A 22541-nucleotide genomic window follows, 5' to 3' on the forward strand; every position below is an offset into this window, starting at 1 on the left:
TATTCTGTGCTGATGAGCGCCGAACCGCAGCCGCGGACCGTGCCGGCGGGAGCGGCGGCGGGGCACCCCCGCCGGTCGGTGATCGAGGCGGCGTGGCGGGCGATAGGGCCCGGCGTGGAGGTGCTCAGCGCCGACGACGGCGGCCCGTTGAGCCGCACCATCAAACGCATCATCGACCCGTTGGTGTTGCGGCTGCGGTCCAACCCGGCGTATTCGGCCCCGGTCGTCACGCCCGAGACGGCCGCGGCCATGCACGAGCTGATCGTCGGCAGCGGACCCGAATTACGCGCTGCCGCAGCATGGTTCGAGGCGCTCAAGCTGGAACGACGCCGACAGCGGATCCGCACCGGCAACGCGCAGGAACTCTACTTCCCGGTCTGCTTCGAACTGGCGGTGACCAAGGGCGCGCCGCCGCCGCACGATAACGAGACGGCGGCCGCCGTGCTCGCCGACATCCACCGGGATCGCGACCGCACCGCGATCGAGGTTCTGCACCGATACGCCGGCAACCCCGATGTCGTTGCCGCGCTGGCCGATCAGCTGCAGCGCAGCTGGCGCGACATGCGGGCCGGGCCCGTCGACACCGGCCCGTTTCTGGCGGAGCTCGCCACCGTGCTGGGGATGGCCGGAGGCCATCGCGGCGCGGCAGCCCGCCAACGCGTCTGGTCGGCGATGATCACCGACGCCACGCCCTACAATCTTGGGGCGCTGGCCCACATCGATTGCGCCTTGCTGCCCTGGTCCATCGTCGAGGTTGGGTTGAGTTCCGTTGAGCCGCAACGTGTCCCGGAGGTCGCGGCGGCCTCCGAGGGGGAGCGCCCGCTGGATCGCAGCGTGCTGGACCGGGTGCGCGCCACCCTGCGGCGCGCCCTGGACCGCGACGCGCTGCCCGACATCCCGTTGCTGTGCGAGGAGGAGGTCGACCGGGCCTGCGCGCCCTGGGGATTGCTGGCCGAGGACAAGCAGGCCACGCTGGTGGCCGGCATCGAGGTCGCCGTGCAGCTGGCCCCGCTGGACCCGTCCGCCTGCTGCCGCGACGACCTGGCGGCGCAGATCCAGGCGCGGCTGCGCAAGGAAGCCTACGTCTTGCACGCCCGGCGCTATCTTGCCGACAACGGCCCGATCCATCCCCGCCAGCAGCAAGTGGTCGAGGACCTCGCCGCGTTCGCGCAGCCCTACCTGAGTCGGCTGTGGGCGCGGCTGCACGGGCGCGACGTGTGGCAGGAGCCCTGCGACGACGTCGACGACGTGCGGGCACTGCTCGACGGGGTGGCCCGCTCGGTGAGCCTCGACCACCGGCAGCGGATCAAGGCGATGCTGGAATTGCAGGTGGCCGGATGAGATTGGTTGCCGATTCCGGGCTTTGGACCACCGGCCGGGCAGACGTCACCGAGGAGCCGCCGCTGGTGGCCCTGCTGGAGGTCAGCGGCGCGGTGCTGTCGTGGACCCTGGACGATCCGGACGACGCGCCGCCCCGGCTCACCTTCACCGACGTGTCGCGGGCGGACTGGTTGTGGCGGGTGCTCGGCGAAGCCGGGCATGTGGCGCTGGTGTCGGCGGTGCGGGACGCGGCCGTCCCAGCGGGCGGCATCGAGCTTGCCGGCGTCGACGTCGCGCCGGGCGCGCTGGCCCCGCTGCGCAGGCTGGCCACCGGTCACTGGTTGCGCCGCTGGTGGCCGGCCAGCAGGCAGGACGGCATCGCGGGCCTGGACCGTGCCCTACTGGACGCCGAGCTCGCGCTGCTGACCGCGGGTGCGCAGCACTTCTTCCCCGACGACACCCTGGACTCCGACGTGGCCGGGCTGCTGGCGCCGCACGCCACCGCGCTGCTGGGCCATCTCGTCAGCCCCGATCCGCGGGTGGCGGACCTGGTGCGCGCGAGCGCCGGCCTGGCCGACGGCATCGGCGTGGACGCCGGGCGATGGCCGGAACTGCTTGCCGCGCTTGATGATTCGAGTCTGGTCGTGGCGCCGAGCGATCGGCGCGACGACTACGCGCTGGCCGCCGGCGCCGGAGCCGGGCCCCGCGCGGCGGCCATCGCCCGCGGCGTCGCATCCGTCGCCTGGTCGGGGGTGCCGCCCGGTGTCTTCGATGCGGCCGAGGACACCGTCGGCTGGAGCATCCGGGTCGACGGTTCGGCCGTCGTCGCCGTCGTGCAGGCCGACGTCATCGGACCGGACCCGGCCACCGGGATCGCGGTGCGGCTGCGCTCGGCCGCCGTCGAGGGTGCGGGCGCCCTGGACGCCGCCGGCCGCGCGACCTTCCCGCTGACCGGCGCCCGCGGGGCACTGACCGAGTCGGCGGCCTGGGGCCACGACTGGTCGGCGACCGAGGTGCACGTCGGCGCCGCGGTGTCGACCGAGTCGCCGCACACCCGCGAGCGGGTGCGCCGGTGGGCGCGGGCACGGCTGGAGTCGCCGCCCCGGGACGCCTTCCTGGCCGAAAGATTGGCCGCCGAATCTGCCTATTAGGCCTACTAAGAACCCCGCCGATTCCCTATGCTGAGCGAGTGCCAAACACCTATCGAGTGGTTCAGTGGAACACCGGCAATGTCGGCAAGAGCTCGCTGAAGTCGATCGTCACCAACCCCACGCTGGAACTGGTGGGCTGCTATGCCTGGTCGGCGGAGAAGGTCGGCCGCGACGCCGGTGAGCTGGTCGGCATCCCGCCGCTGGGGGTCGCGGCCACCAACGACGTCGACGAGCTGCTGGCCCTCAAGCCGGACTGCGTGGTCTACAACCCGATGTGGATCGACGTCGACGAACTGGTCCGCATCCTGTCCGCCGGCGTCAACGTGGTGACCACGGCGTCGTTCATCACCGGCGGAAACCTCGGCGACGGCCGGGACCGGATCCTGCAGGCCTGCCAGCAGGGCGGCGCCACCATCTTCGGCTCCGGCGTCAGCCCGGGTTTCGCCGAGCTGCTGGCCATCGTGTCGGCGATGGTGTGCAACCGGATCGACAAGGTCACCGTCAACGAGGCCGCCGACACCACCTTCTACGACTCGCCGGAGACCGAGAAGCCGGTCGGCTTCGGCCAGCCCATCGACCACCCGGACCTGCCGGCGATGGCGGCCAAAGGCACGGCCATCTTCGGCGAGGCCGTCCGGCTGGTGGGCGACGCACTCGGCGTGGAGCTCGACGACGTGCGCTGCGTGGCCGAGTTCGCCCAGACCACCGAGGACCTGGTGATGGCGTCCTGGACCATTCCCGCGGGGCACGTCGCGGGCACCTACATCAGCTGGCAGGGCATCGTCGGCGACCAGGTGCTGATCGACTTGAACGTGCGGTGGCGCAAGGGACAGACGCTGGACCCGGACTGGAAGATCGAGCAGGACGGCTGGGTCATCCAGATCGACGGGCAGCCCACCGTGACCACCAAGGTGGGCTTCCTGCCGCCGCCGTACTTCGAGGCCACCACGATCGAGGAGTTCATGGACCTCGGTCACATCATGACGGCGATGCCGGCCATCAACGCGATCCCGGCCGTGGTCGCCGCGGCGCCCGGCATCGCCAGCTACGCCGACCTTCCGCTGACACTGCCCCGCGGCAACGCGCACGTCGCCGGCCGGCCATAGCGCCGCCGGTAGCCATCAGTCGGCGCGCTCCGGCGGCTCGGGATCGCCGGACCGATCGGGCGGCGACTCGTTCAGATAGCGCCGCAGCCGCAGCAGCTGATTGACGACGATGCCGATGCCCAGCAGCATCAGGCCCGCCACCACTGCCACCACGATCGCGGTGCTCACGGGGTCCATGATGGCAGGGCCGGGTTTGCGAATCCGCGTTTGCCGGGTAGAAAGCAGGCCATGAGCTTCCAGGTGCGGGCGGCGTTGACTGTCCTGACGGCCGCGGCGGCACTCTGCGTCGCGCCGATGCCGGGCGCGCCGGCGGCCGGCGCCGATCCGTGCCCGGACGTGGAAGTGGTGTTCGCCCGCGGCTCCGGGGAGCCACCCGGCATCGGCGGCATCGGTCAGCCCTTCGTGGACGCGTTGCGCTCGCAGATCGGCTCGCGATCGCTGGCCGTGTACGCGGTGAAATACCCTGCCAGCACTGACTTTTCCAATCCCGATTTCCCGGCCACCGTGATCGACGGAATCCGCGACGCCAGTTCGCATCTCGAGTCGATGGTGGCCAGTTGCCCCAACACCCGGGAGGTGCTGGGCGGCTACTCGCAGGGCGCCGCGGTGGCCGGCTACACCACGTCGGCGGCCGTGCCCCCGGGCGTGCCCGCCTCCGCGGTGCCCCCGCCGATGCCGCCCGAGGTCGCCAAACACGTCGCCGCGGTCACGCTGTTCGGCACGCCGTCGGGCCAGTTCCTGCAGAAGTATCACGCGCCGCCGTTGGCCATCGGCCCGCTGTATCAGCCCAAGACGCTGCAGCTGTGCGCCGTCGGCGACCCGATCTGCGGCACCGGCGGCGACGACCTGGCCGCGCACACGTCGTATCCGGTGAACGGCATGACGAACCAGGCCGCCCAATACGTCTTTAGCCACCTGTAGCGGCCCTGGGAGAATGCGGGCCATGCGGGTTCTCATCACGGGCGGTACTGGATTCGTCGGCGGGTGGACCGCCAAGGCCATCTCCGATGCCGGGCATTCGATCCGGTTCCTGGTGCGAAACCCGGGCAAGCTGCAGACCTCGGTCGCCAAACTGGGCGTCGACGTGTCGGACTTCGCCGTCGCCGACATCACCGATCGCGTCGCGGTGCGCGAGGCGTTGCAGGGCTGCGACGCCGTGGTGCACAGCGCCGCCCTGGTCGCCACCGACCCGCGCCAGACGGCCGAGATGCTCGCCACCAACATGCAGGGCGCCCAGAACGTGCTGGGCCAGTCCGTCGAGCTGGGCCTGGATCCCATCGTCCACGTGTCGAGCTTCACCGCGCTGTTCCATCCGGACCTGGAGACGCTGACGGCGGAGTTGCCGGTGGTCGGTGGGGCCGACGGCTACGGCACGTCCAAGGCGCAGGTGGAGATCTATGCCCGAGGGCTGCAGGATGCGGGCGCGCCGGTGAACATCACCTACCCGGGCATGGTGCTCGGCCCGCCGGTCGGCGACCAGTTCGGCGAGGCGGGTGAGGGCGTGCGGGCCGCCCTGCAGATGCACGCGATCCCGGGCCGCAGCGCGGCGTGGCTGATCGTCGACGTCCGCGATCTGGCGGCGCTGCATGCGGCGCTGCTGGAGCCCGGCCGCGGGCCGCGCCGCTACACCGCCGGCGGGCACCGGGTTCCCGCGAGCGACCTCGCTGCCCTGCTCGGCGAGGTGGCCGGCACGCCGATGGTCGCCGTCCCGATCCCGGACACCGCGCTGCGCGTCGCGGGCGCGGTGCTGGACCGGGCCGGCCGTTTCCTGCCGTTCGAGACCCCGTTCACCTGGGCGGGCATGCAGTACTACACCCAGATGCCGGCATCGGACGACTCGCCGAGCGAACGGGAACTCGGCATCACCTATCGGGATCCCCGGCAGACCCTGGCGGACACCTTCGCGGCCCTTTCCGCCACCTCATGACCCGACGGCCCCACCCGGGCGACTCCACCACCCGTGACCTGCTCATCGACGCGACCATCAAGGTGATGGTCGAGGACGGGTACGCCGCGGCGACCTCGCGCCGGGTGGCCGCCGAGGCCGGGGTGAAACCGGCGCTGGTGCACTACTACTTCCCCACCATGGACGAGCTGTATCTGGACGTCTTCCGGCGCGGCGCGGCCGCCTACCAGGAACGCCAGACCCGGGCGTTGACCTCCGACCGCCCGCTGCACGCCCTCTGGGACACCCTGATCGAGCCGAAGGACACCCGGCTGCTGCTGGAGTTCATGGGACTCGCCAACCACCGCAAGGCGATTCGCGCCGAGTTGGCGGCCTGGTTCGGGCGCTGGCGCGATACCCAGATCACCGCGCTGAACTCCATCGTCCGCGAACACGACATGGACGCCGGCGAATTTCCGCCGGCCGGCATCGCGGTCATCCTGGCCGCGATCGGGCGCATGCTGATCCTCGAAGATGCCCTCGGCGCCACCGCCGGACACGACGCGGCCGTCGCACTGGTCAACCGGTTCATCGACCGGTTCGAGTTGCCCTGACGGTTCAGGGCACCACGATCCGCAGCCGCTCCCAGCCCCGCACGGTCGACGTCGACGCCAATTGCGCTGTGTCGTAATCGATGTCCCATTCGGGCCATCGGTTTAGCAGCTCGTCCAGCGCCACCCGCCCCTCCAGCCGGGCCAGGTTGGCCCCCAGGCAGTAGTGCACGCCCTTGCCGAAGGTGATGTGCGAGATGTTGTCCCGGTGGATGTTGAAGGTGTCCGGGTCGGTGTAGCGGCGCGGGTCACGGTTGGCGGCGCCGAACAGCAGCAGCATGGCGCTGCCGGCCGGCACGGTGGTGCCGTAGCACTCGAAATCGGCCGCCATCCAGCGGGCGACGTGCGGCCCGGTGGGTTCGAAGCGCAGCGTCTCGTCGACGGTGCGGGTCAGCAGGGACCGATCCCGGTACACCTCGCGGCGCTGGTCGGGGTGTTCGGCGAGAACCTTTGCCAGCCAGCCGATCAGCCGCCCGGTGGTCTCGTTGCCCGCGCCGGCGACCACCTGGGTGTAGTGCAGCACCTCCTTGCGGGTCAGCTTGCGCCGCACCCCGTCCTCGTCGTCGAACTCGACGTTGAGCAGTGTCGTCATCAGGTCGTCGGAGGGATTCTTGGATCGCCATTCGACGTAGTCGGCATAGATTCGGCCGTCGGCGATGGAGTCGGCGTCGGCGACCCGCAGCGGCGCACCCGGCTTGGTGCGCAGGTTGGCGTCGTTGGCGTCGCGCACCGAAACCTGTTCGGACTCAGGGATTCCCAACAACATCCCGATCACCCGCATCGGCATCATCGACGCCAGCTCGGCGATGATGTCGAAGCTCGAGGAGCCGACCAGCGGATCCAGGCACCGAATGCAGTATTGCCGGATCTGGTCTTCCAGCGCGGCCATCCGGCGCGGGGTGAACACCCGCGACATCAGGCCGCGCAGCACGGTGTGCTCGGGCGGGTCCTGGAACATCATGACGCCGCCGGGCATGTCGAACTTCGACTGGATCAGCTCCAGGATGTCGCTGCGACGGTTGGAGAACACCTGCCAGTTCGCCAGCGCCCGTTCCACATCGGAATGCCGTGACAGCGCCCAGAAGTCGTACCGCTCGTTGTAGTAGATCGGCGCCTCTTCGCGCAGCCGCGCGTACGTCGGGTAGGGGTCGGTGATGATGCCGATGTCGTAGGGGTCGTAGTACACGGCCGTGTCGTTCGCGACGGTCATCGATGCATGCCCTTATTGACCTTGCCGTCCAGCCGGCCCATGCCAACCTCCACCGATCGGATGTTGGGCGATCGCCCAAATTTGTGCCGCAGGCCATGTCTAGCAGCATCGCGTCGAGTCCGTCAAGACGCCGCGGGCGGGCACCGATCTGTGAAGATTTGCGGCATCGGTGTGAAGGCTTCGTTAAGAACGAGGCACCGGCCGGCCCGGACCGGCACCGTAACAGGCATGACGGTCGTCGAGTTCACCGGCGGCGCCGCGCCGCGGGGTGCGCTGCCGCGCCGGTCCACGCTGCCCGGCCCGGGTTCGGTGCGGGTCACCGCCGCGTACGCGGCCGCGCTGCTGGTGGTCTATCTGGTCCTGGCGGCGCTGGGGCCGCACGCCCGCCAGGTCGCCGTCAGCCGGATGAGCACCAACGTGCACAACCTCGGGCGGGGCCAGCTGGGCACCTTGATCGGCAGCGCGTTCGTCGACGACGGCGGTCAGCTGTTCTTCTGGCTGCCCGGCCTGGTCTGCTTGTTGGCGCTGGGCGAGCTGCTGTGGCGCAGCAAGGGGCTGCTGGTCACCTTCGCCGTCGGCCACATCGGCGCCACGATGATCGTGGCGGTCGGGCTGGTCGCCGCCATCGAATCCGGCATGCTCCCGGCCTCGGTGGCCCGCGCCAGCGACGTGGGGATCAGCTACGGCGCGATGTGCGTGCTCGGCGCCATCACCGCGGCGCTGCCGGTGCGCTGGCGCGGCGTGTGGGCCGGTTGGTGGTTGGGCACGGCGGTGGTGGCGACGGTGGGTGCGGACTTCACCGCCGTCGGCCACGTGGTGGCGCTGCTGCTCGGCATCGGCCTGTCGTTCCGGCTGCGGTCCACGGCCAGCTGGACGCCCGTCCACCTGGCGTTGCTGTGCGTCGGTGCCACGTTCGGCTATCTGCTGCTGGCCGGGGCGGCGTCGATGGCGCCGATCGGCGGGCTGGCGGGCGCGTTCATCGGTGTGCTGGCGCGCCGCCCGCTAGCCGGACAGCCCGACGAGCGCGTCGACGTGGTAGCGGCTGGCCGTCCAGGGCGGTGAGCCGGCGGTGGGCGTCAGCGTGACCGTCAGTTCCGCCTTGCCCGCGGTGACCGATCCCGGGACCGGATAGGTGTCGTCCAGCCAGCGGTGAAAAGGGTTGGCGCGCGGCTGAAACCAGTTGCCGACGGGGGCGCCGTCGATCGCGACGTCGGCCGATTGGAACCCGTTGACCTGGTCGCCGCTGCGGCGCAGCAGGACGCCGTGGTTGTCCGGATCGACCTGCACATGAAAGGTGATCGCCCCCTGGGCGCTGCGCACGGTGCCGGCGACCGGGCGGGTGTCTTCGGTGCCCTCGTACTCGCTGACCAGCAGCTGGTCGATCGCGTCGGTGTCGGTGTAGCCGTGCAGGGCCCGGCTGAGCGGATCGGTCGGGTTGACGTCGTCGGTGCCGGTCAGCTCGGCGTCCGGCTGGGTGTAGAGGAATGCGGTTGAGCTGTAATCCGGTTCGACCATGTTGCGTTTGCCGTGCTCGATGCCGAATCGGAGCGCCGAGTGATAGCCGATCGCCTCGGCCGGCATGATCCGGTACACGGCGACGCAGTAGTCGGCGCACCCGGCGGTGGCCGTGCGTTGGTCGGGTTGGCCGTTGAGCGGATCGCTGAAATGCGTGCCGTCCTTGAAGTACCAGCCGCCCTCGTAGAGGTCCTCGGTTCCGGTGCCGTACCACTGCGGGGAGGCGGCGCCGTCGGTGTAGACCCGCTCGGCCCCTTCCAGGAAGTAGGGGGCGTTGTCGCTGAACGCCGTTCGGGTCCGTTGGCCACGGATGGTCTGGCTGACGCCGACGAACTTGCCGCGGCCCTGTTCGTCGGCGAACAGCCAGTCCTGCCCGAGGATCGTCGGGCCGGCGTGGGAGCGCGCGGTGAAGTAGCCGGCCCGGCCGCTCGCCAGCGCGCCCGCCCACCGGGCGTCGGGAGTCGTCGTCACCTCCGCGGCTATCGCGGAGACCGGGCCGGCGCCGGTGTTGGCCAGGCTCACCCGCGCCGAGCGCGCGAAAGGCATTGGCCACCAACACCACAGCGCCATCGATCCGTCGGGTTGCGGGAAGGCGGCGAACATCAGCGATCGCACCGGGGTGGGGCCGAGCCCCGCGCCGAAGAACTCGCCCAGCGGGGAGTCGACCGTGGTGCGGCCGTCGAACTCGATCCGCAGCCGCAACCCGGTCAGCGGTTGATCGGCCGGGGCAGGCAGGTACAGCCGCAGTGCCGAGATGCTGGCCGGGCCAGTCGATTCGGCGATCGTCTGCTCGGCGCCGCCGGGCAACTCGATCACCCGGTTGCTGTGCACCTCGCCGGGTGCGGCCGGTTTGGGGTCTACGGTGCCGGCGGCGCGAAACCTGTCCAGCACATCGACCGCGGGGTCGGCGGGTGAGAACGTGCTCACTCCCTCGGCGGTCGGAAACTGTCGATAATCGACATGGTAGTACTCCAAATGGGATTCGACACTGATTCGCATCGACCGCCGGTAAGGCATCGGCACCTTGATGTAGTCGCCTCCCGGCGACTCACCGGCGTTGGCCACCAACGGCCACACGAACGGGGCGCCCAGCTGTCCGTCGACCAACGATTGCACCGGCGTGTCCAGCACGGTCTGCCCATCCAGCTCGACGCGGATGTTCCCGATCGCCCGGAGATTGCCGCCGTCACGGGTCAGCCAGATCGAATCAACCTCTCCCGCACCGTGATCCTCGGCGATGACGCAGCCGGCACCGCTGGGCGCCAGGCAGCCGCCGGTGCCGTTCTTGTTGCCGGTGGAGATGTCGAAATCACCGCCACTGCGGTCAAAGCTCGACAGCTGCAGGCTCTGCGTATCCGCACTCAAATACGGCAACAGGTCCAGCCGGCGGTAGGTATCCCAGCCCACCAGCCGGTCGCCGAATGGCCGTGCCGTCGAAGGCGACGGCTGCGCGGCGGCGGAGCCGGTCCCGGCGATCACCAGCATCAGTAACGCGAACATCGCGGGAAACAACCGAGTGGCCAACGGCCAAGCCGTATTTCGGTTCCCCCGAACACACTGTGTATCGCCCTGCATTGTCAAAAATGTAGGTCCATTCGCGTGCGCTCCATGCTATCGCCCATTGTGTCGTTCCGGAAGGCATTAGGAGATCAATCAGGTGACGTAATGCGTTGCTATTTCCGCGAATCCCTAGGTATTCCGTATTCAACTCACGTATGATAAGCGTTCTCGGGCGAAGCATTCCTTCTCGACGAATGGAGTGGTGATGTCTCGTTTGAAGTACAAACTCGTTCTCGGCATTGTTCTTGCCGCCACCGCCATCACAACCTCGGCCTGCACCACGCCGGTCACCATCGATTGCACGCCCTTCACCTGCATCGGTTGAGCGTCGCGGCGCGGAGTCAATTCTTCTTCTTGTGCTCCGTATCCCGGCTGGGCTGAACGCGTTTGGGTTCGCCGGGCATTTTCGGGTAGTTCGGCGGGTAGGGCATGTCGCCGAGCCCGCGCTCCTCGTCGGCCTCGGCCATCCGCAGCAGCGGACCGATCGACTGGGCCACGTCATCGATTGCGGCCCAAGGGTTTTCGCGGGCGCTGACCAGATCGGGCACCGTGGCCATGGTGTAGTCATCGGGGTCGGCGCCGGCCAGCTGGTCCCAGGTCAGTGGCATCGACACCGTCGCGATCGGGGTGCGCCGCACCGAATAGGCCGATGCCATGGTGCGGTCGCGGGCGTTCTGGTTGAAGTCGATGAAGATCCGCGCGCCGCGTTCTTCCTTCCACCAGGAGGTGGTGACGGCGTCGGGCGCGCGCCGCTCCACCTCCCGGGCCAGCGCGATGCCCGCCCGGCGCACCTCGACGAAATCCCAGTCCGTGGCGATGCGCAGGAAGACGTGGATGCCCCGGCCGCCGGACGTCTTCGGGTATCCCACCAGCCCCAGCTCGTCGAGCAGCGGCCGCAGCACGTCGACCGCGACGCTGCGCGCCTGGGCGAAGGCGACACCGGGCTGCGGGTCCAGATCGATGCGCAGCTCGTCGGGATGGTCGGTGTCCGGGCAGCGCACCTGCCACGGGTGCAGGGTGACGGTGCCCATCTGTGCCGCCCACACGATGGCCGCCGGGTGGGTGACCTTGAGCGCGTCGGCGGTCCGTCCCGACGGAAACGTCACCCGGCAGGTCTGCAGGTAGTCGGGATGGTGCTGCGGAATCCGCTTCTGGTAGATCTCTTCGCCGTCGATGCCGTCCGGGAAACGCTGCAGGTGGGTGGGCCGGTCGCGCAGCGCGTCGAGCATCGGGCCGCCCGCGACGGCGCGGTAGTAGTCGATCAGGTGCCGCTTGGTGCCTTTCGACCCCAGCTTGGGGAAATACACCTTGTCCGGATTGGTCAGACGGACCGCGATGCCGTCGACGTCGACCTCTTCTGCAGCAGCCATACCTCCGATTCCAGCACAATCGGGCTATGGACCTTCCTGTCATGCCGCCGGTGTCGCCGATGCTGGCGAAGTCGGTCGGCGCGATTCCCCCGGCCGCGTCGTATGAGCCCAAGTGGGACGGCTTCCGGTCGATCTGTTTCCGCGACGGCGACGAGGTCGAGTTGGGCAGCCGCAACGAGCGGCCGATGACGCGCTACTTCCCCGAATTGGTGGCGGCGGTGCGGGCGGAGCTGCCGCAGCGCTGCGTGATCGACGGGGAGATCGTCATCGCCACCGACCACGGCCTGGACTTCGAGGCGCTGCAACAACGCATCCATCCGGCCGAGTCGCGGGTGCGGATGCTGGCCGAGGCCACGCCGGCGTCGTTCATCGCCTTCGACCTGCTGGCGCTGGGCGACGAGGACTACACCGGCCGGCCGTTCCGCGAGCGGCGCGCGGCGCTGCTGGAGGCGGTGGGCGGTCCGGGGCCCTCGATCCATGTCACGCCGGCGACCACCGATCTGGACACCGCGCGGCGGTGGTTCGACGAATTCGAGGGCGCCGGGCTCGACGGTGTGGTCGCCAAGCCGTTGGATATCACCTATCAGCCGGACAAGCGGGTGATGTTCAAGATCAAAGACGAGCGGACGGCCGACTGTGTGGTGGCCGGTTATCGGGTGCACAAGTCCGGGGCGGACGCGATCGGCTCGTTGTTGCTGGGGCTGTATCAGGATGACGGCCAGCTCGCGTCGGTCGGCGTGATCGGCGCCTTCCCGATGGCCGAGCGGCGGCGGCTGTTCACCGAATTACAGCCGCTGGTCACCGATTTCGAGGACCACCCGTGGAACTGGGCCGCGCACCAGGCCGGCGAGCGCACGCCCCGCAAGAACGAGTTCTCGCGCTGGAACGCCGGCAAGGACCTCTCGTTCGTCCCGCTGCGGCCCGAGCGGGTGGTCGAGGTCCGCTATGACCACATGGAGGGCCGGCGATTCCGTCATACCGCGCAGTTCAATCGATGGCGGCCGGACCGCGACCCACGCTCCTGCACCTACGAACAGCTCGAGCAGCCGGTGACGTTTCGCCTGGACGACATCGTGCCGGGCCTCGGCGCGAGCCGCGCAGATCACAAGCCCGGCAAGCAGATTGGGGCTCCATAGCACGGCGGCCCGCCGAGCGGCTGCCGGGGAGCGTCCCCCTCCCAGACGAATTGGCCGACGTTGCCCATGCCGCCGACGGGAACCCAGTACCAGTGGTGGCAGACGTTCATGTCCCAGCGGACATCGGGCATCGGCAACGGCTGTCCCGGGCACCAGTCGTGCGGGACCGTGAAATTGTCGGTCGGCAACGGGCCGATGAGATGCGGCGCGCTGGGTTGCGCGGCGGCCGAGGCGATCCCCAGGCCTGCCGCCGCGATGCCGCCGGCGAGCAGCGCCCCGGCAACGACCGGCTTCCGGTGGTGGGTGGTGTTCATGACGCCAGCACAACGCTACGCCGCGGCTACCGATCCCAACTCGAAACGGGTGTTTAGCCCCTCGCCGCAGCGGGCACGCGAACCGCATGTCTGTGACAGCCTTCCAGGACTTGCCGTTGGCAGATCGCGACCGCGAGTGGGACGGCGACGCCGCCGAGAAGCGCGTCCGCAAATGGGCGGGCGCGCAAGACGAGCCGAACGAGAAGTACCGCGACGCCCACGTCTGGTACGACGCCGACAAGAAGGACAATTTCACGGCGTACAAGCTGTTGATCGCCGACGTGATCGGCGGCGAGCTCAAGGCCGTGCCCCGCGGGGTGATGGCGGCCGGCGCGATCATGGACGGCGCGCGCGGCGGCATCGACGTGCCCAAGTCCGACATCGATCGGATCAAGAGCCACCTGGCCAAGTACTACCAGAAGATGGGCGAGAGCCCGCCCTGGGAACGAAGCTAGCGCCCCGAGGCATCGCCGGCAGAGGGCGATTCCGTTCGCCGAACGTGGGGGATATGGATGAAACCGTGGCCCGAATCGTGCATATCCCCCACGCTCGACGCGAGACCGCGAGACCGCGAGACCGCGAGGCAGCGAGGCGAGGCGGCGACGAAACTAGACCGCGACCACCAGCCGTGACAGCCCGCGCAGCGTCACGTTGGTCTTGTACTGCGGTTCGCCGTCCAACCGTGCCCGCGGGAAGCGCGCCGTCACCGCCGACAGCGCCACACCGGCTTCCAGCCGCGCCAGCGGCGCGCCCAGGCAGTAGTGCACGCCGCGACCGAACCCCAAGTGCCGCAAGCCCTTACGGTCGGGATCGAAGGTGTCGGGTCGATCGAACTCGGCGGGGTCACGGTTGGCCGCGGCGAGAAGCAGCATCATGACATCGCCCGCCGGCACCTCCACACCGCCAATCACCATGTCGTCCAAAGCGATTCGCCCGGCCAGCTGCACGGGCGGGTCGTAGCGCAGCGTCTCCTCCACGATCGCCGGGGCCCGGCCCGGGTCGGCGCCCAGCGCGGCCCACTGACCGGAGTCTCGCAACATCGCCAGGACGGCGTTGCCGATCAGGTTCACCGTCGTCTCGTGCCCGGCGATCAGCAGCAGGTTGCAGGTGGAGACGATCTCCTCCTCGGTCAGCTGATCCCCGGACTCCTCGACGGCGATCAGCCCCGACAGCAGGTCGTCGCCGGGCCGTGACCGGCGCGCCTCGATCAGCTGGTGGAAGTAGTCGCGCAGCCAGGTGCCGGCCTGTTGCCGCTCGCTGGCGACCTCGGCCGGCACCCCGGTGATCGTCGAGAACGGATCCAGCGCCTGGGCCAGCAGCGCCGACGCCCGGCTGAACTGCGGCTCGTCGTCGAGCGGCACGCCGAGCAGCCGGCAGATCACCGCCACCGGCAGCGGATAGGCGAAGTCCTCGACGATTTCCAACTCGCCTCTGTCGGCGGCACGATCGAGCAATCCGTCGACCAGCGAACGGATATCGGGTTCCAGCGCGGCGACCACCCGGGGCGCGAACGCCTTGCTGACCAGCCTGCGCAGCCGGGTGTGATCGGGCGGATCGAGAAACAAGAAACCCGGCGGGCCCTGCCTGACCGGCGCCGTGCCCGCCGCGGCCTGCCGCTTGGCGACGGTCGAGTTGACGTTGTCGCTGCTCGACGACGGGTGCCGCAGCACCTCGTCGCAGTCCCGGTAACTCAGGAAGACGGCCAGGTTGGCCTCGGGCAGCTGCAACGCTCCGCGCTCACGGAATTGGGCGTAAAGCCGGTACGGGTCCGCCCGGTTGGCGGGGTCCAACAGCTGCAGCAGCAGCCCTTGCGATTCGGCGGACTCGGTCGGCGCGGTCGTCATCCTGACATTGTGCCCGCCGCTGCGGGGCGCGGCCGGATCAGCGGCGCAGGAACTCCACGATGTGGCCGGCCAGCTCGGCGCCGGCGTCCTCCTGCAGGAAATGTCCGGCGCCGCGGATCAAGGGATGATCGATGCCCTGCGCGCCGCGCATCTCACGCTGGAAGATGGCCGCCATCGGCCCGGTGATGGGGTCACTATCGCTGAACGCGACCAGCATGGGCGTCGGGCTCACCGCGAGCTTGGCCCACGCCGCCTTGTTGGCCGCCGCGGCGGGATCCTCCGGGGAGGTGGGCACCAGGGTGGGCATGGCGCGCGGGCCGGCGCAGTACTCGTCGGAGGGAAACGGGGCGTCGTAGCCGGCGCGTTCGGCGTCGCTGAGCCGCCGGCGGCAACCGCCCTGCACGAACGCGCCGATGTTCAGCTGCGGCGCCGAGGTGATGGCCTCCCGGAACCGCCACCAGACGTCGGCCATCGGTTGGTCGCCGTTCGGCAGCCCGGTGTTGGCGACGACCATCCGGGCGAACCGCTCGGGATGCTCTGCGGCGAGCCGCAATCCGATCAGCCCGCCCCAGTCCTGACCCACCAGGGTCACGTTGTGCAGGTCCAGCACGTCGAAGGCCACCGCGCGCATCCATTCGACGTGCCGCGCATAGCTGTGGTCTTCGCGGCGGGTCGGCTTGTCCGAACGGCCGAACCCGACCAGGTCGGGGCAGACGACGCGATGACCGGCGCCGGCCAGCACCGGAATCATCTTGCGGTACAGGTAGGACCACGACGGCTCGCCGTGCAGCATCAGGACCGGGTCGGCGCCCGCCGGGCCGTCTTCGACCCAGGCCACCCGCAGCGCGCCGCCGTCGTCGTCGGAAACCTCGCAATACCTTGGCGGATAAGGGAAATCGGGGACGGTGTGGAACCTGTCGTCGGGTGTTCGCAGCGTGTGCATGTCAGGTCCCTTCGGATAATCCGGCCACGGCCGGCTGCGCCATCAACCGGTCGAGAAATCCGTGCTGGCTCTTCAAGAGTTTGGTGCGTGCGGCGGCCACCGGGAACCAGCCGACCCGGTCGACCTCGGGGAACTCGCGCAGCGTGCCCGAGCCCTTGGGCCATTCCAGCGCGAATGTGTTGCTGCGTGCCTCGGTGACGTCGAGGTCGCCGTGCACGGCGAAGACGGTCACCAGCTTGCCGCCGGACTGCTTCAGCGTGCCGAGATCGATCCGCTCTCCCGGCGGCACGGCCAGTCCCAGCTCCTCGGCGAACTCGCGCCGCGCGGCCGGCCACGGCTCTTCCCCCTCGTCGTACTCCCCCTTCGGGATGGACCACGCGCCGTCGTCCTTGCGCGCCCAGAACGGGCCGCCCGGATGCGCGATCAGCACCTCGACGACGCCGTCACCGGTTCGGTAGAGAAGCACACCGGCGCTGAGCTTGGGCATCGAATCCTATTCTCCGACAGCGCGTTCCAGGTCCTTGAGCGAGGACTCCAGGTGCATGAGCAGGCGCTGCAGGTGCGGGACGCTGCGGCGGCAACCGACCAGGCCGAAGTCCAGGTTGCCTGCGTTGCTGGCCAGCGTGATGTTGAGCGCCTGTCCGTCCAGCACGATGGACAGCGGGTAGTTCCCGTCCAGCCGGGCGCCGCCGTAATACAGCGGCGCGGTGGGCCCGGGCACGTTCGAGATGACGATGTTGAACGGCGGCGAGGTCGCCGACACCCAGCCCGGCACCGCGGCCAGCGCCAGCGACGACAGGTTGGCCGCGGACAGCGCCAGCGCCTGGAAGCGGGGCAGCTGCGAGAACACCTTCTTGTTGCTGCGCATCGACTCGCTGATGGTGAGCAGACGCTGCGCCGGGTCGTCGCTGTCGGTCGCGAGGTTGCACAGAATCGCTCCCACCAGGTTGCCGCCCGCGTCGGCTTCCTCCTCGGTGCGCAGGCTGACGGGGACCATCGCGATCAGCGGCGTGTCGGGCAGCGCGTTCTGCTCGAGCAGGTAGTAACGCAGCGCGCCCGAACACATCGCCAGCACCACGTCGTTGACGGTGACGCCCGCGGCGTTCTTGACGTTTTTGATCCGCTCCAGCGGCCACGACTGCGCGGCGCAGCGCCGGGCGCCCCCGATCTTGACGTTCAGCATGGTGCGCGGCGCCCCGAACGGTAATGTCAGCTGCTGCTCGACCAGCGCCGCGCGGGCCAGCGACACCGTCGAAGGGGCAAGGGCGGCAACGGATCCCGCGGCGTGCACCAGGGAACTCAACCGGGAGCTGGGGCCGGCCTTGCGGCTGCGCTTGGGCAGCGTCCAGGGCGCGCGGATCTCGGGGTCGTCGGGGTCGCTCGACAGGGCGCGCTGCATCAGCTTCTGCGCGGACACGCCGTCGATCAGGGCGTGGTGCACCTTGGTGTAGATGGCGAACCGGCCGTCCTTGAGGCCTTCGACGATGTGCGTCTCCCACAGCGGGCGATGCCGGTCCAGCAGGCTGCTGTGCCACCGCGAGGTCAGCTCGAGCAATTCGCGCACCCGGCGCGGCGACGGCAGCGCCGAGCGCCGGACGTGGTAGTCGACGTCGACGTCCGCGTCGTAGGACCAGCCCAGGTTGGCGATCCCGCCGACGAACTTCGCCGGGTGTTTGCGGAACGTGGGCTGGAAATCCGGTTGTGCCACCAGTTGTTTGTAGAAGTCCCGGACGAAGTTTCGACCGGCGCCCTCCGGCGGCTGGTACAACTGCAACCCCCCGACGTGCATCGGATGTTCGCGAGACTCTCCCAGCAGGAAGACCGCGTCGGTGGGCATGATCAGTTCCATCCACCCATTAGACGCCATGCGGGCGGGGAAGTCGCTGTTTACAACAGGTCGGTGATGGTCTTCAGGCCGGCGTCGTAGAGCACGCCGGGCAGCATGCCGCCGTCGCACTCGATGGTGGTGCCGTTGACGAAGTCGGCCTGCCCGCCGGCCAGGAACACGCAGATGCGGCCCACCTCGGCGGGTTCGCCGGCGCGGCGCAACGGCACGGCGGCGAAATACTTCTCCCCGGTGGGATCGTCCTTGGGCAGCACGAACGACCGGAAGTTCTCGGTCATCGTCGGCCCCAACGCCACGCAGTTGACCCTCACCTTCGGCCCCCACTCCTGCGCCAGCGATCGGGTCAGGTGATTCAGGCCGCTTTTGGCCGCGCCGTAGGACACCAGCGTCGGCGCTCCGGCCGGGTGTCCCGCGCCGCTAGAGATGTTGATGATGCAGCCCATCCCGTCCTGGGTTTGCATCTGCCGGTAGGCGCGGATCGCGAACCACAGCGGGCCGATCAGGTTCATCTGCACCGCGAACGCGTGGAACAGGGCGGTGCGCGCATAGTCGTCGTCAGCGGCGGGCGAACCCTGAATGCGTTGCACCAGTTCGGGAATGGTTTCGGCGTGCGGCGCGGGAACGGTGCCGCCGGCGTTGTTCACCAGGATGTCGACGCGGCCGTGGGTGGCCACGACGTCGGTGACGAACGCGTCGATGCCGCGGTAGTCGCCCTGATCGCAGACCCGTTGAAAGGCCCGCTCGGCCCAGTCCGGTTCGATGCCGGGGATGGTGTCCAGCGGCGAGCGCGCGCAGCCGACGACGGTGGCGCCGGCCCGCAGCAGTTCGTGAGCGATGCCCACCCCCACGCCCCGGCTGGTCCCGGTGACGATCGCGACCTTGCCCTCGAGGACGCCCATCGCAGCACCCTTCCCGTAACCGGCGATGATTGACAGTCACTGTCAGCGAGTCATAGCCTGCCATTTTGTTTATCGGTGTGTAAAGGTCGATGTGAAAAACCGTCCGGGAGGTCAACGATGAGTAGCCCGTCCAAGCTTCGCGTCATCCAGTGGGCCACCGGCGGTGTGGGTAAGGCGGCGATCCAGTGCGTACTGAATCATCCGCGGCTGGAACTGGCGGGATGCTGGGTGCACAGCGCGGAGAAGAACGGTGTCGACGTCGGGCGGATCATCGGCACCCAGGACCTCGGTGTCACCGCTAGCACCAGCGTCGACGAGGTGCTGGCGCTGGACGCCGATTGCGTCGTGTACAGCCCGCTGATACCCAACGACGACGAGGTCATCGCGATCCTGCGGTCCGGCAAGAATGTCGTCACACCGGTCGGCTGGGTCTATCCCGATCCGGGCAACCCGCGGCACCGGGCCGTCGCCGACGCCGCGCTGGAAAGCGGTGTGACACTGCATGGTTCGGGGATCCACCCCGGCGGTATCACGGAGCGATTCCCGCTCATGGTGTCATCGCTGTCATCGGCGGTCACGCACGTTCGTGCCGAGGAGTTCTACGACATCCGCACCTACAACGCACCCGACGTGGTGCGCCACATCATGGGCTTCGGCGGCACCCCCGAGGAGGCCACCGGGGGGCCGATGGCAGGGCTGCTCGACGGCGGATTCAAACAGTCGGTGCGAATGATCGCTGACCACATGGGGTTTCGCATCGACCCCAACATCAGGACCATCCAGGACGTCGCCGTGGCGACCGCCGACATCGACTACGACCCCTTCCCGATCACCGCCGGCACGGTGGCGGCGCGCCGGTTCCGCTGGCAGGCGCTGGTGGACGGCGAGCCGGTGATCACCGCGGCGGTCAACTGGTTGATGGGTGAGCAAAACCTGGACCCCGCCTGGGATTTCGGTGGGCGCGGCGAGCGCTTCGAGGTGGAGATCACCGGCGACCCCGACGTGAGCCTGACGTTCAAGGGCCTGCAACCGGAGACGATCGCGGAGGGCCTGGTGAAGAACCCCGGCGTGGTGGTCACCGCCAACCACTGCGTCAACGCCATTCCCGACGTCTGCGCCGCCGCGCCGGGCATCAAGACCTATCTGGATCTGCCGCTGTTCGCGGGCCGGCCGGCCCCCGGCCTCGCCACGTCATGAGCCCCGTCCTCGACGACGCCCATCGGCGCATCGTCTCGGCCGGCTACCAACCCGACCAGGAGCCGTTCGAGATCGGCGGTGTGCGCATGTTTTTCGTCAAGGATCCGGACGGAACACCGGTCGAGTTCATCGAACTACCGGGCGGGGCGCGCAGCACCTACGAGATGCATCGCGGCGTGCGACTGCGGCTGGGGCCGGTCGCATGAGCTACAGCCACCCGGATTCGATGCGCGGGCAGGTCGCGATCGTCACCGGCGCCGCGCAGGGCGTCGGCAAGGGCATCGCCGCCGCGCTGCTGGAACGCGGCGCGGCGGTGCTGTTGGTCGACATCCAACAAGAAACCCTGGAGGCGACGGCCGCCGAACTCCGCGCATTGGGGCGGGTGGAACGGCTCGTCACCGATCTGCGCGACCCCGACAGCGCCCCGCGCATCGCGGCGGCCGCCGTCGACGCGTTCGGCTCGGTGCACGGGTTGGTCAACAACGCCATCGCCACCAACGAGCCCAAGGCATTCGTCGACATCACCACCGACGACCTCGCGCTGGGCTATGAGGTCGGCCCCCGCGCCACCTTCCTACTCATGCAGGCGGTGCACCCGCTGCTGGTGAAGGAGGGCGGCGGGGCGATCGTCAACCTCGGCTCGGGGACGGGCACCGGCGGCGAGCCCAGATGGGGCGGGTATGCCGCCGCCAAGGAAGGCATCCGGGGCCTGTCCAAGGTGGCGGCGCTGGAGTGGGGACGAGACAACATCCGCGTCAACGTCGTCTGCCCGTTCGCCGAGTCCGACGGCGTGAAGCTGTGGAAGCAGTTCGCGCCCAACGACTATGCGAAGGCGGTCGGACGGGTGCCGATGAAGCGGATCGGCGACGTGCGCACCGACGTGGGTGCGCTGGTGGCCTTCCTGCTCAGCACCGACGCCACCTTCATCACCGGGCAGACCATCCACGTCGACGGCGGGATCGGCTGCTTCCGATGACACCGGAATCGCTGCGCGACCGACAGCGCGCACAGATCCGGGCCGACATCCGGCGCGCGGCGTTCCGGTTGTTCGTCGAGCGCGGGTACGACGCGGTGACAACCGAGGAAATCGCCACGGCCGCAGGCGTTTCCCCACGCACCTTCTTCCGGCACGTGCCGGCGAAGGAGGAACTTCTGCTCGCGCCGGTGCGCTACGGCGGCGCCGCGATCGTCCATCTCCTCGAGGGCCGCCCGGCCGGCGAGTCACCCGACGTCGCGCTGATCAACGCCATCATCACCCGCACCCGCTCGTTCGAGCCGGCCGACACCGAGGAGTGGCGTCAGGCGCTGCTGGTGGCCCCCGGCCTGCTGGACAAGGTGACCGTGCACCGGCCCGCCGACAAGGAACGCGCCACCAAGCTCATCGCCGACCGGATGCGGGTCGACCCCCACACCGACATCCGCCCTGGCCTGCTGGTCCAACTGGCCTTCGCCGCCGCGGATTTCGGCTTTCAGCAGTGGGTGCTCCAGTCCGGGCGGCGGTGGCCGCTGGACCGCTACGTCGCCGAAGCGCTCAAGGCCGTCAAAAGTCCGCACTGGAGGCGAAAATGAGCGCGCTCAATCTCGTTGCAGCACTTGGGGATTGGCGATCCGGATCGGGGTGCCGTCCAGCCAGGCCAGCACGGATTCGACGGTGTCGGCGTAGAACGCGCCGAGCATCTCGCGGGTGACGTATCCCAGGTGGGGTGACAGGGTCACGTTCGGCAGGGACCGCAACGGGTGATCACCGGGCAGCGGCTCGACGTCGTACACGTCCAGCCCGGCACCGGCGATGCGCCCGGCGGTCAGCGCGGCGATCAGGGCGGGCTCGTCGACGATCGGGCCCCGGGCGGTGTTGATCAGATACGCCGACGGTTTCATCAGCGCCAGCTCGGGTTCGCCGACCAGGCCCCGGGTGCGCTCGGAGAGCACCAGGTGGACGGAGACCACGTCGGCGGACTCGAACAGGGCGGCCTTCGACACCCGCCGGGCCCCCACCGCGGCGGCGGCGTCGTCGGTCAGATTCTGGCTCCACGCAATGACTTCCATGCCGAACGCGGCGGCGAATCCGGCCATCCGGCTGCCCACTCGGCCCAGGCCAAGCAGCCCGAGCGTCTTGCCGGACAACGTCATTCCCGCCGTGCGCTGCCAGCCCCCGGCCCGCATCTGCCGGTGCTCGTCGGCCAGGTGACGCACCGTCGCGATCATCAGCCCCCAGGCCAGTTCCGGCGTCGCGTCGCGCAGGGCGGCGAACCGGGGGTGGGCGAACTCGGACCGGGCCACCGCGATCCCGTGCTCGGTGGCCGCGGCCATGTCCAGGTTGGGCAGCTGCCGGCCGACGATGGTGAGCAGCCGCAGGTGGGGCAGCCGCTCGATCAGGCTGCGCGGGAAGGCCATCCGCTCGCGCATGGTGCACACCACGTCGAACGGCCGCAGCGCGTCCACCGCCTGCTGCTCGGACAGGTGCTCGTCGAAAACGGTGATGTCGCACCGCTTTTGCAGCCGCGACCAGTCGGCGACCTGCAGCGCCACCCCGGCGTAGTCGTCGAGAATCGCTAGCCTGGGCACGCCGTGTCACCGATCCGATGCATGGCTCACTGGACCATCACCGCGGCGGTCCCGTCAAGGGACCGCAGG

25 protein-coding genes are annotated in these 22541 nt (G+C 69.4%); 13 read left to right on the top strand and 12 right to left on the bottom strand.

Features of this window, described 5'->3' with window-relative positions; translation table 11 throughout:
* Positions 1-12: 12 nt before the first annotated feature.
* The 3 genes from MAA44156_RS00750 to MAA44156_RS00760 are packed head-to-tail and all read left to right on the top strand — an operon-like array spanning position 13 to position 3577.
* Positions 13-1341: a hypothetical protein gene (locus tag MAA44156_RS00750; RefSeq protein WP_031354929.1), complete on the top strand. Its 1329-nt coding sequence runs from the start codon at positions 13-15 to the stop codon at positions 1339-1341.
* On the top strand, positions 1338-2471 hold the full coding sequence (locus MAA44156_RS00755; protein WP_009974594.1) for a hypothetical protein: 1134 nt from the start codon (positions 1338-1340) through the stop codon (positions 2469-2471). Before MAA44156_RS00750 ends, MAA44156_RS00755 begins: the two co-directional genes overlap by 4 nt.
* Positions 2472-2509: 38 nt before the next feature.
* Positions 2510-3577 carry an NAD(P)H-dependent amine dehydrogenase family protein gene (locus MAA44156_RS00760; RefSeq protein WP_023864237.1) on the top strand — a complete coding sequence of 356 codons (1068 nt, stop codon included), beginning with the start codon at positions 2510-2512 and terminating at the stop codon, positions 3575-3577.
* Between the two features lie 15 nt (positions 3578-3592).
* Here MAA44156_RS00760 and MAA44156_RS23200 read toward each other — a convergent pair whose 3' ends face one another.
* The gene (locus tag MAA44156_RS23200) at positions 3593-3745 is read right to left on the bottom strand and encodes a hypothetical protein (protein ID WP_009974592.1); all 153 of its coding nucleotides are present in this window, start codon (positions 3743-3745) and stop codon (positions 3593-3595) included.
* A 60-nt stretch (positions 3746-3805) separates the two neighbouring features.
* Here MAA44156_RS23200 and MAA44156_RS00765 point away from each other — a divergent pair, with 60 nt between their 5' ends.
* The 3 genes from MAA44156_RS00765 to MAA44156_RS00775 are packed head-to-tail and all read left to right on the top strand — an operon-like array spanning position 3806 to position 6076.
* Positions 3806-4498 (top strand): cutinase family protein, encoded by a 693-nt coding sequence (locus MAA44156_RS00765; protein WP_009974591.1) that lies wholly within the window; start codon positions 3806-3808, stop codon positions 4496-4498.
* 22 nt (positions 4499-4520) lie between these two features.
* A complete protein-coding gene (locus MAA44156_RS00770) occupies positions 4521-5504 on the top strand; it encodes an NAD-dependent epimerase/dehydratase family protein (protein ID WP_029248352.1) in 984 nt (327 codons plus the stop codon).
* Positions 5501-6076 (top strand): TetR/AcrR family transcriptional regulator, encoded by a 576-nt coding sequence (locus MAA44156_RS00775; RefSeq protein WP_009974589.1) that lies wholly within the window; start codon positions 5501-5503, stop codon positions 6074-6076. Before MAA44156_RS00770 ends, MAA44156_RS00775 begins: the two co-directional genes overlap by 4 nt.
* Positions 6077-6080: 4 nt before the next feature.
* Here MAA44156_RS00775 and MAA44156_RS00780 read toward each other — a convergent pair whose 3' ends face one another.
* On the bottom strand, positions 6081-7283 hold the full coding sequence (locus tag MAA44156_RS00780) for a cytochrome P450 (RefSeq protein ID WP_009974588.1): 1203 nt from the start codon (positions 7281-7283) through the stop codon (positions 6081-6083).
* A gap of 6 nt (positions 7284-7289) precedes the next feature.
* Between MAA44156_RS00780 and MAA44156_RS00785 the strand changes: the two genes are divergently transcribed.
* A complete protein-coding gene (locus MAA44156_RS00785) occupies positions 7290-8345 on the top strand; it encodes a rhomboid-like protein (protein WP_029248351.1) in 1056 nt (351 codons plus the stop codon).
* On the opposite strand, the gene MAA44156_RS00790 is transcribed toward MAA44156_RS00785, so the two are convergent.
* The 3 genes from MAA44156_RS00790 to ligD form a co-directional block, all read right to left on the bottom strand.
* A complete protein-coding gene (locus MAA44156_RS00790; RefSeq protein WP_009974585.1) occupies positions 8286-10298 on the bottom strand; it encodes a glycoside hydrolase family 172 protein in 2013 nt (670 codons plus the stop codon). The genes MAA44156_RS00785 and MAA44156_RS00790 overlap by 60 nt on opposite strands.
* A gap of 204 nt (positions 10299-10502) precedes the next feature.
* On the bottom strand, positions 10503-10676 hold the full coding sequence (locus MAA44156_RS23205; protein WP_019733738.1) for a hypothetical protein: 174 nt from the start codon (positions 10674-10676) through the stop codon (positions 10503-10505).
* Between the two features lie 23 nt (positions 10677-10699).
* Positions 10700-11728 (bottom strand): non-homologous end-joining DNA ligase, encoded by a 1029-nt coding sequence (ligD, locus tag MAA44156_RS00795; protein ID WP_003877021.1) that lies wholly within the window; start codon positions 11726-11728, stop codon positions 10700-10702.
* 26 nt (positions 11729-11754) lie between these two features.
* Between ligD and MAA44156_RS00800 the strand changes: the two genes are divergently transcribed.
* Entirely contained in the window at positions 11755-12864 is a 1110-nt protein-coding gene (locus tag MAA44156_RS00800) for an ATP-dependent DNA ligase (protein WP_023880444.1), read from the top strand.
* Here the strand turns inward: MAA44156_RS00800 and MAA44156_RS00805 are convergent.
* A complete protein-coding gene (locus MAA44156_RS00805) occupies positions 12831-13178 on the bottom strand; it encodes a hypothetical protein (protein ID WP_009974582.1) in 348 nt (115 codons plus the stop codon). The two genes, MAA44156_RS00800 and MAA44156_RS00805, sit on opposite strands and share 34 nt — an antisense overlap.
* An 86-nt stretch (positions 13179-13264) precedes the next feature.
* On the opposite strand from MAA44156_RS00805, the gene MAA44156_RS00810 reads away from it, so the two are divergent.
* Positions 13265-13633, top strand: a complete 369-nt coding sequence (locus MAA44156_RS00810; RefSeq protein ID WP_003874419.1) for a hypothetical protein — start codon at positions 13265-13267, stop codon at positions 13631-13633.
* 153 nt (positions 13634-13786) lie between these two features.
* On the opposite strand, the gene MAA44156_RS00815 is transcribed toward MAA44156_RS00810, so the two are convergent.
* The 5 genes from MAA44156_RS00815 to MAA44156_RS00835 are packed head-to-tail and all read right to left on the bottom strand — an operon-like array spanning position 13787 to position 18710.
* Positions 13787-15022, bottom strand: a complete 1236-nt coding sequence (locus tag MAA44156_RS00815; RefSeq protein ID WP_009974579.1) for a cytochrome P450 — start codon at positions 15020-15022, stop codon at positions 13787-13789.
* A gap of 37 nt (positions 15023-15059) precedes the next feature.
* Positions 15060-15965 (bottom strand): haloalkane dehalogenase, encoded by a 906-nt coding sequence (locus tag MAA44156_RS00820; RefSeq protein WP_009974578.1) that lies wholly within the window; start codon positions 15963-15965, stop codon positions 15060-15062.
* Position 15966: 1 nt separating this feature from the next.
* Positions 15967-16452, bottom strand: coding sequence for an NUDIX hydrolase (locus MAA44156_RS00825; protein WP_009974577.1), 486 nt, complete (start codon positions 16450-16452; stop codon positions 15967-15969).
* A 6-nt stretch (positions 16453-16458) separates the two neighbouring features.
* Positions 16459-17814 (bottom strand): WS/DGAT/MGAT family O-acyltransferase, encoded by a 1356-nt coding sequence (locus MAA44156_RS00830; protein ID WP_009974576.1) that lies wholly within the window; start codon positions 17812-17814, stop codon positions 16459-16461.
* A 38-nt stretch (positions 17815-17852) separates the two neighbouring features.
* Complete coding sequence (locus tag MAA44156_RS00835) at positions 17853-18710, bottom strand: SDR family oxidoreductase (protein ID WP_009974575.1); 858 nt, start codon at positions 18708-18710, stop codon at positions 17853-17855.
* Positions 18711-18827: 117 nt separating this feature from the next.
* Here MAA44156_RS00835 and MAA44156_RS00840 point away from each other — a divergent pair, with 117 nt between their 5' ends.
* From MAA44156_RS00840 to MAA44156_RS00855, 4 genes are read left to right on the top strand one after another with little or no spacing between them, the layout of a single operon-like run.
* Entirely contained in the window at positions 18828-19907 is a 1080-nt protein-coding gene (locus tag MAA44156_RS00840; RefSeq protein ID WP_009974574.1) for an NAD(P)H-dependent amine dehydrogenase family protein, read from the top strand.
* Entirely contained in the window at positions 19904-20113 is a 210-nt protein-coding gene (locus MAA44156_RS00845; RefSeq protein WP_009974573.1) for a VOC family protein, read from the top strand. The genes MAA44156_RS00840 and MAA44156_RS00845 overlap by 4 nt, the downstream gene beginning before the upstream one ends.
* On the top strand, positions 20110-20883 hold the full coding sequence (locus MAA44156_RS00850) for an SDR family NAD(P)-dependent oxidoreductase (protein ID WP_009974571.1): 774 nt from the start codon (positions 20110-20112) through the stop codon (positions 20881-20883). Before MAA44156_RS00845 ends, MAA44156_RS00850 begins: the two co-directional genes overlap by 4 nt.
* On the top strand, positions 20880-21476 hold the full coding sequence (locus MAA44156_RS00855; RefSeq protein ID WP_003874408.1) for a TetR/AcrR family transcriptional regulator: 597 nt from the start codon (positions 20880-20882) through the stop codon (positions 21474-21476). The genes MAA44156_RS00850 and MAA44156_RS00855 overlap by 4 nt, the downstream gene beginning before the upstream one ends.
* Positions 21477-21482: 6 nt before the next feature.
* Here MAA44156_RS00855 and MAA44156_RS00860 read toward each other — a convergent pair whose 3' ends face one another.
* Positions 21483-22472 (bottom strand): D-2-hydroxyacid dehydrogenase family protein, encoded by a 990-nt coding sequence (locus MAA44156_RS00860; RefSeq protein WP_009974570.1) that lies wholly within the window; start codon positions 22470-22472, stop codon positions 21483-21485.
* Positions 22473-22541: the final 69 nt, after the last annotated feature.

The organism is Mycobacterium avium subsp. avium (genome assembly GCF_009741445.1).
GTDB lineage: Bacteria > Actinomycetota > Actinomycetes > Mycobacteriales > Mycobacteriaceae > Mycobacterium > Mycobacterium avium.

Bases quoted from the DNA above. Each gene is read 5' to 3' on its own strand.
- MAA44156_RS00755 (WP_009974594.1), top strand. From the start codon at position 1,338: ATGAGATTGGTTGCCGATTCCGGGCTTTGGACCACCGGCCGGGCAGAC.
- MAA44156_RS00780 (WP_009974588.1), bottom strand. From the start codon at position 7,283: ATGACCGTCGCGAACGACACGGCCGTGTACTACGACCCCTACGACATC.
- MAA44156_RS00835 (WP_009974575.1), bottom strand. From the start codon at position 18,710: ATGGGCGTCCTCGAGGGCAAGGTCGCGATCGTCACCGGGACCAGCCGG.
- MAA44156_RS00820 (WP_009974578.1), bottom strand. From the start codon at position 15,965: ATGCACACGCTGCGAACACCCGACGACAGGTTCCACACCGTCCCCGAT.
- MAA44156_RS00750 (WP_031354929.1), top strand. From the start codon at position 13: ATGAGCGCCGAACCGCAGCCGCGGACCGTGCCGGCGGGAGCGGCGGCG.
- MAA44156_RS00815 (WP_009974579.1), bottom strand. From the start codon at position 15,022: ATGACGACCGCGCCGACCGAGTCCGCCGAATCGCAAGGGCTGCTGCTG.
- MAA44156_RS00830 (WP_009974576.1), bottom strand. From the start codon at position 17,814: ATGGAACTGATCATGCCCACCGACGCGGTCTTCCTGCTGGGAGAGTCT.
- MAA44156_RS00855 (WP_003874408.1), top strand. From the start codon at position 20,880: ATGACACCGGAATCGCTGCGCGACCGACAGCGCGCACAGATCCGGGCC.
- MAA44156_RS00805 (WP_009974582.1), bottom strand. From the start codon at position 13,178: ATGAACACCACCCACCACCGGAAGCCGGTCGTTGCCGGGGCGCTGCTC.
- MAA44156_RS00825 (WP_009974577.1), bottom strand. From the start codon at position 16,452: ATGCCCAAGCTCAGCGCCGGTGTGCTTCTCTACCGAACCGGTGACGGC.
- ligD (WP_003877021.1), bottom strand. From the start codon at position 11,728: ATGGCTGCTGCAGAAGAGGTCGACGTCGACGGCATCGCGGTCCGTCTG.
- MAA44156_RS23205 (WP_019733738.1), bottom strand. From the start codon at position 10,676: ATGCAGGTGAAGGGCGTGCAATCGATGGTGACCGGCGTGGTGCAGGCC.
- MAA44156_RS00845 (WP_009974573.1), top strand. From the start codon at position 19,904: ATGAGCCCCGTCCTCGACGACGCCCATCGGCGCATCGTCTCGGCCGGC.
- MAA44156_RS00810 (WP_003874419.1), top strand. From the start codon at position 13,265: ATGTCTGTGACAGCCTTCCAGGACTTGCCGTTGGCAGATCGCGACCGC.
- MAA44156_RS00775 (WP_009974589.1), top strand. From the start codon at position 5,501: ATGACCCGACGGCCCCACCCGGGCGACTCCACCACCCGTGACCTGCTC.
- MAA44156_RS00770 (WP_029248352.1), top strand. From the start codon at position 4,521: ATGCGGGTTCTCATCACGGGCGGTACTGGATTCGTCGGCGGGTGGACC.
- MAA44156_RS00840 (WP_009974574.1), top strand. From the start codon at position 18,828: ATGAGTAGCCCGTCCAAGCTTCGCGTCATCCAGTGGGCCACCGGCGGT.
- MAA44156_RS00800 (WP_023880444.1), top strand. From the start codon at position 11,755: ATGGACCTTCCTGTCATGCCGCCGGTGTCGCCGATGCTGGCGAAGTCG.
- MAA44156_RS00850 (WP_009974571.1), top strand. From the start codon at position 20,110: ATGAGCTACAGCCACCCGGATTCGATGCGCGGGCAGGTCGCGATCGTC.
- MAA44156_RS00785 (WP_029248351.1), top strand. From the start codon at position 7,290: ATGCCCTTATTGACCTTGCCGTCCAGCCGGCCCATGCCAACCTCCACC.
- MAA44156_RS00790 (WP_009974585.1), bottom strand. From the start codon at position 10,298: ATGTTCGCGTTACTGATGCTGGTGATCGCCGGGACCGGCTCCGCCGCC.
- MAA44156_RS00765 (WP_009974591.1), top strand. From the start codon at position 3,806: ATGAGCTTCCAGGTGCGGGCGGCGTTGACTGTCCTGACGGCCGCGGCG.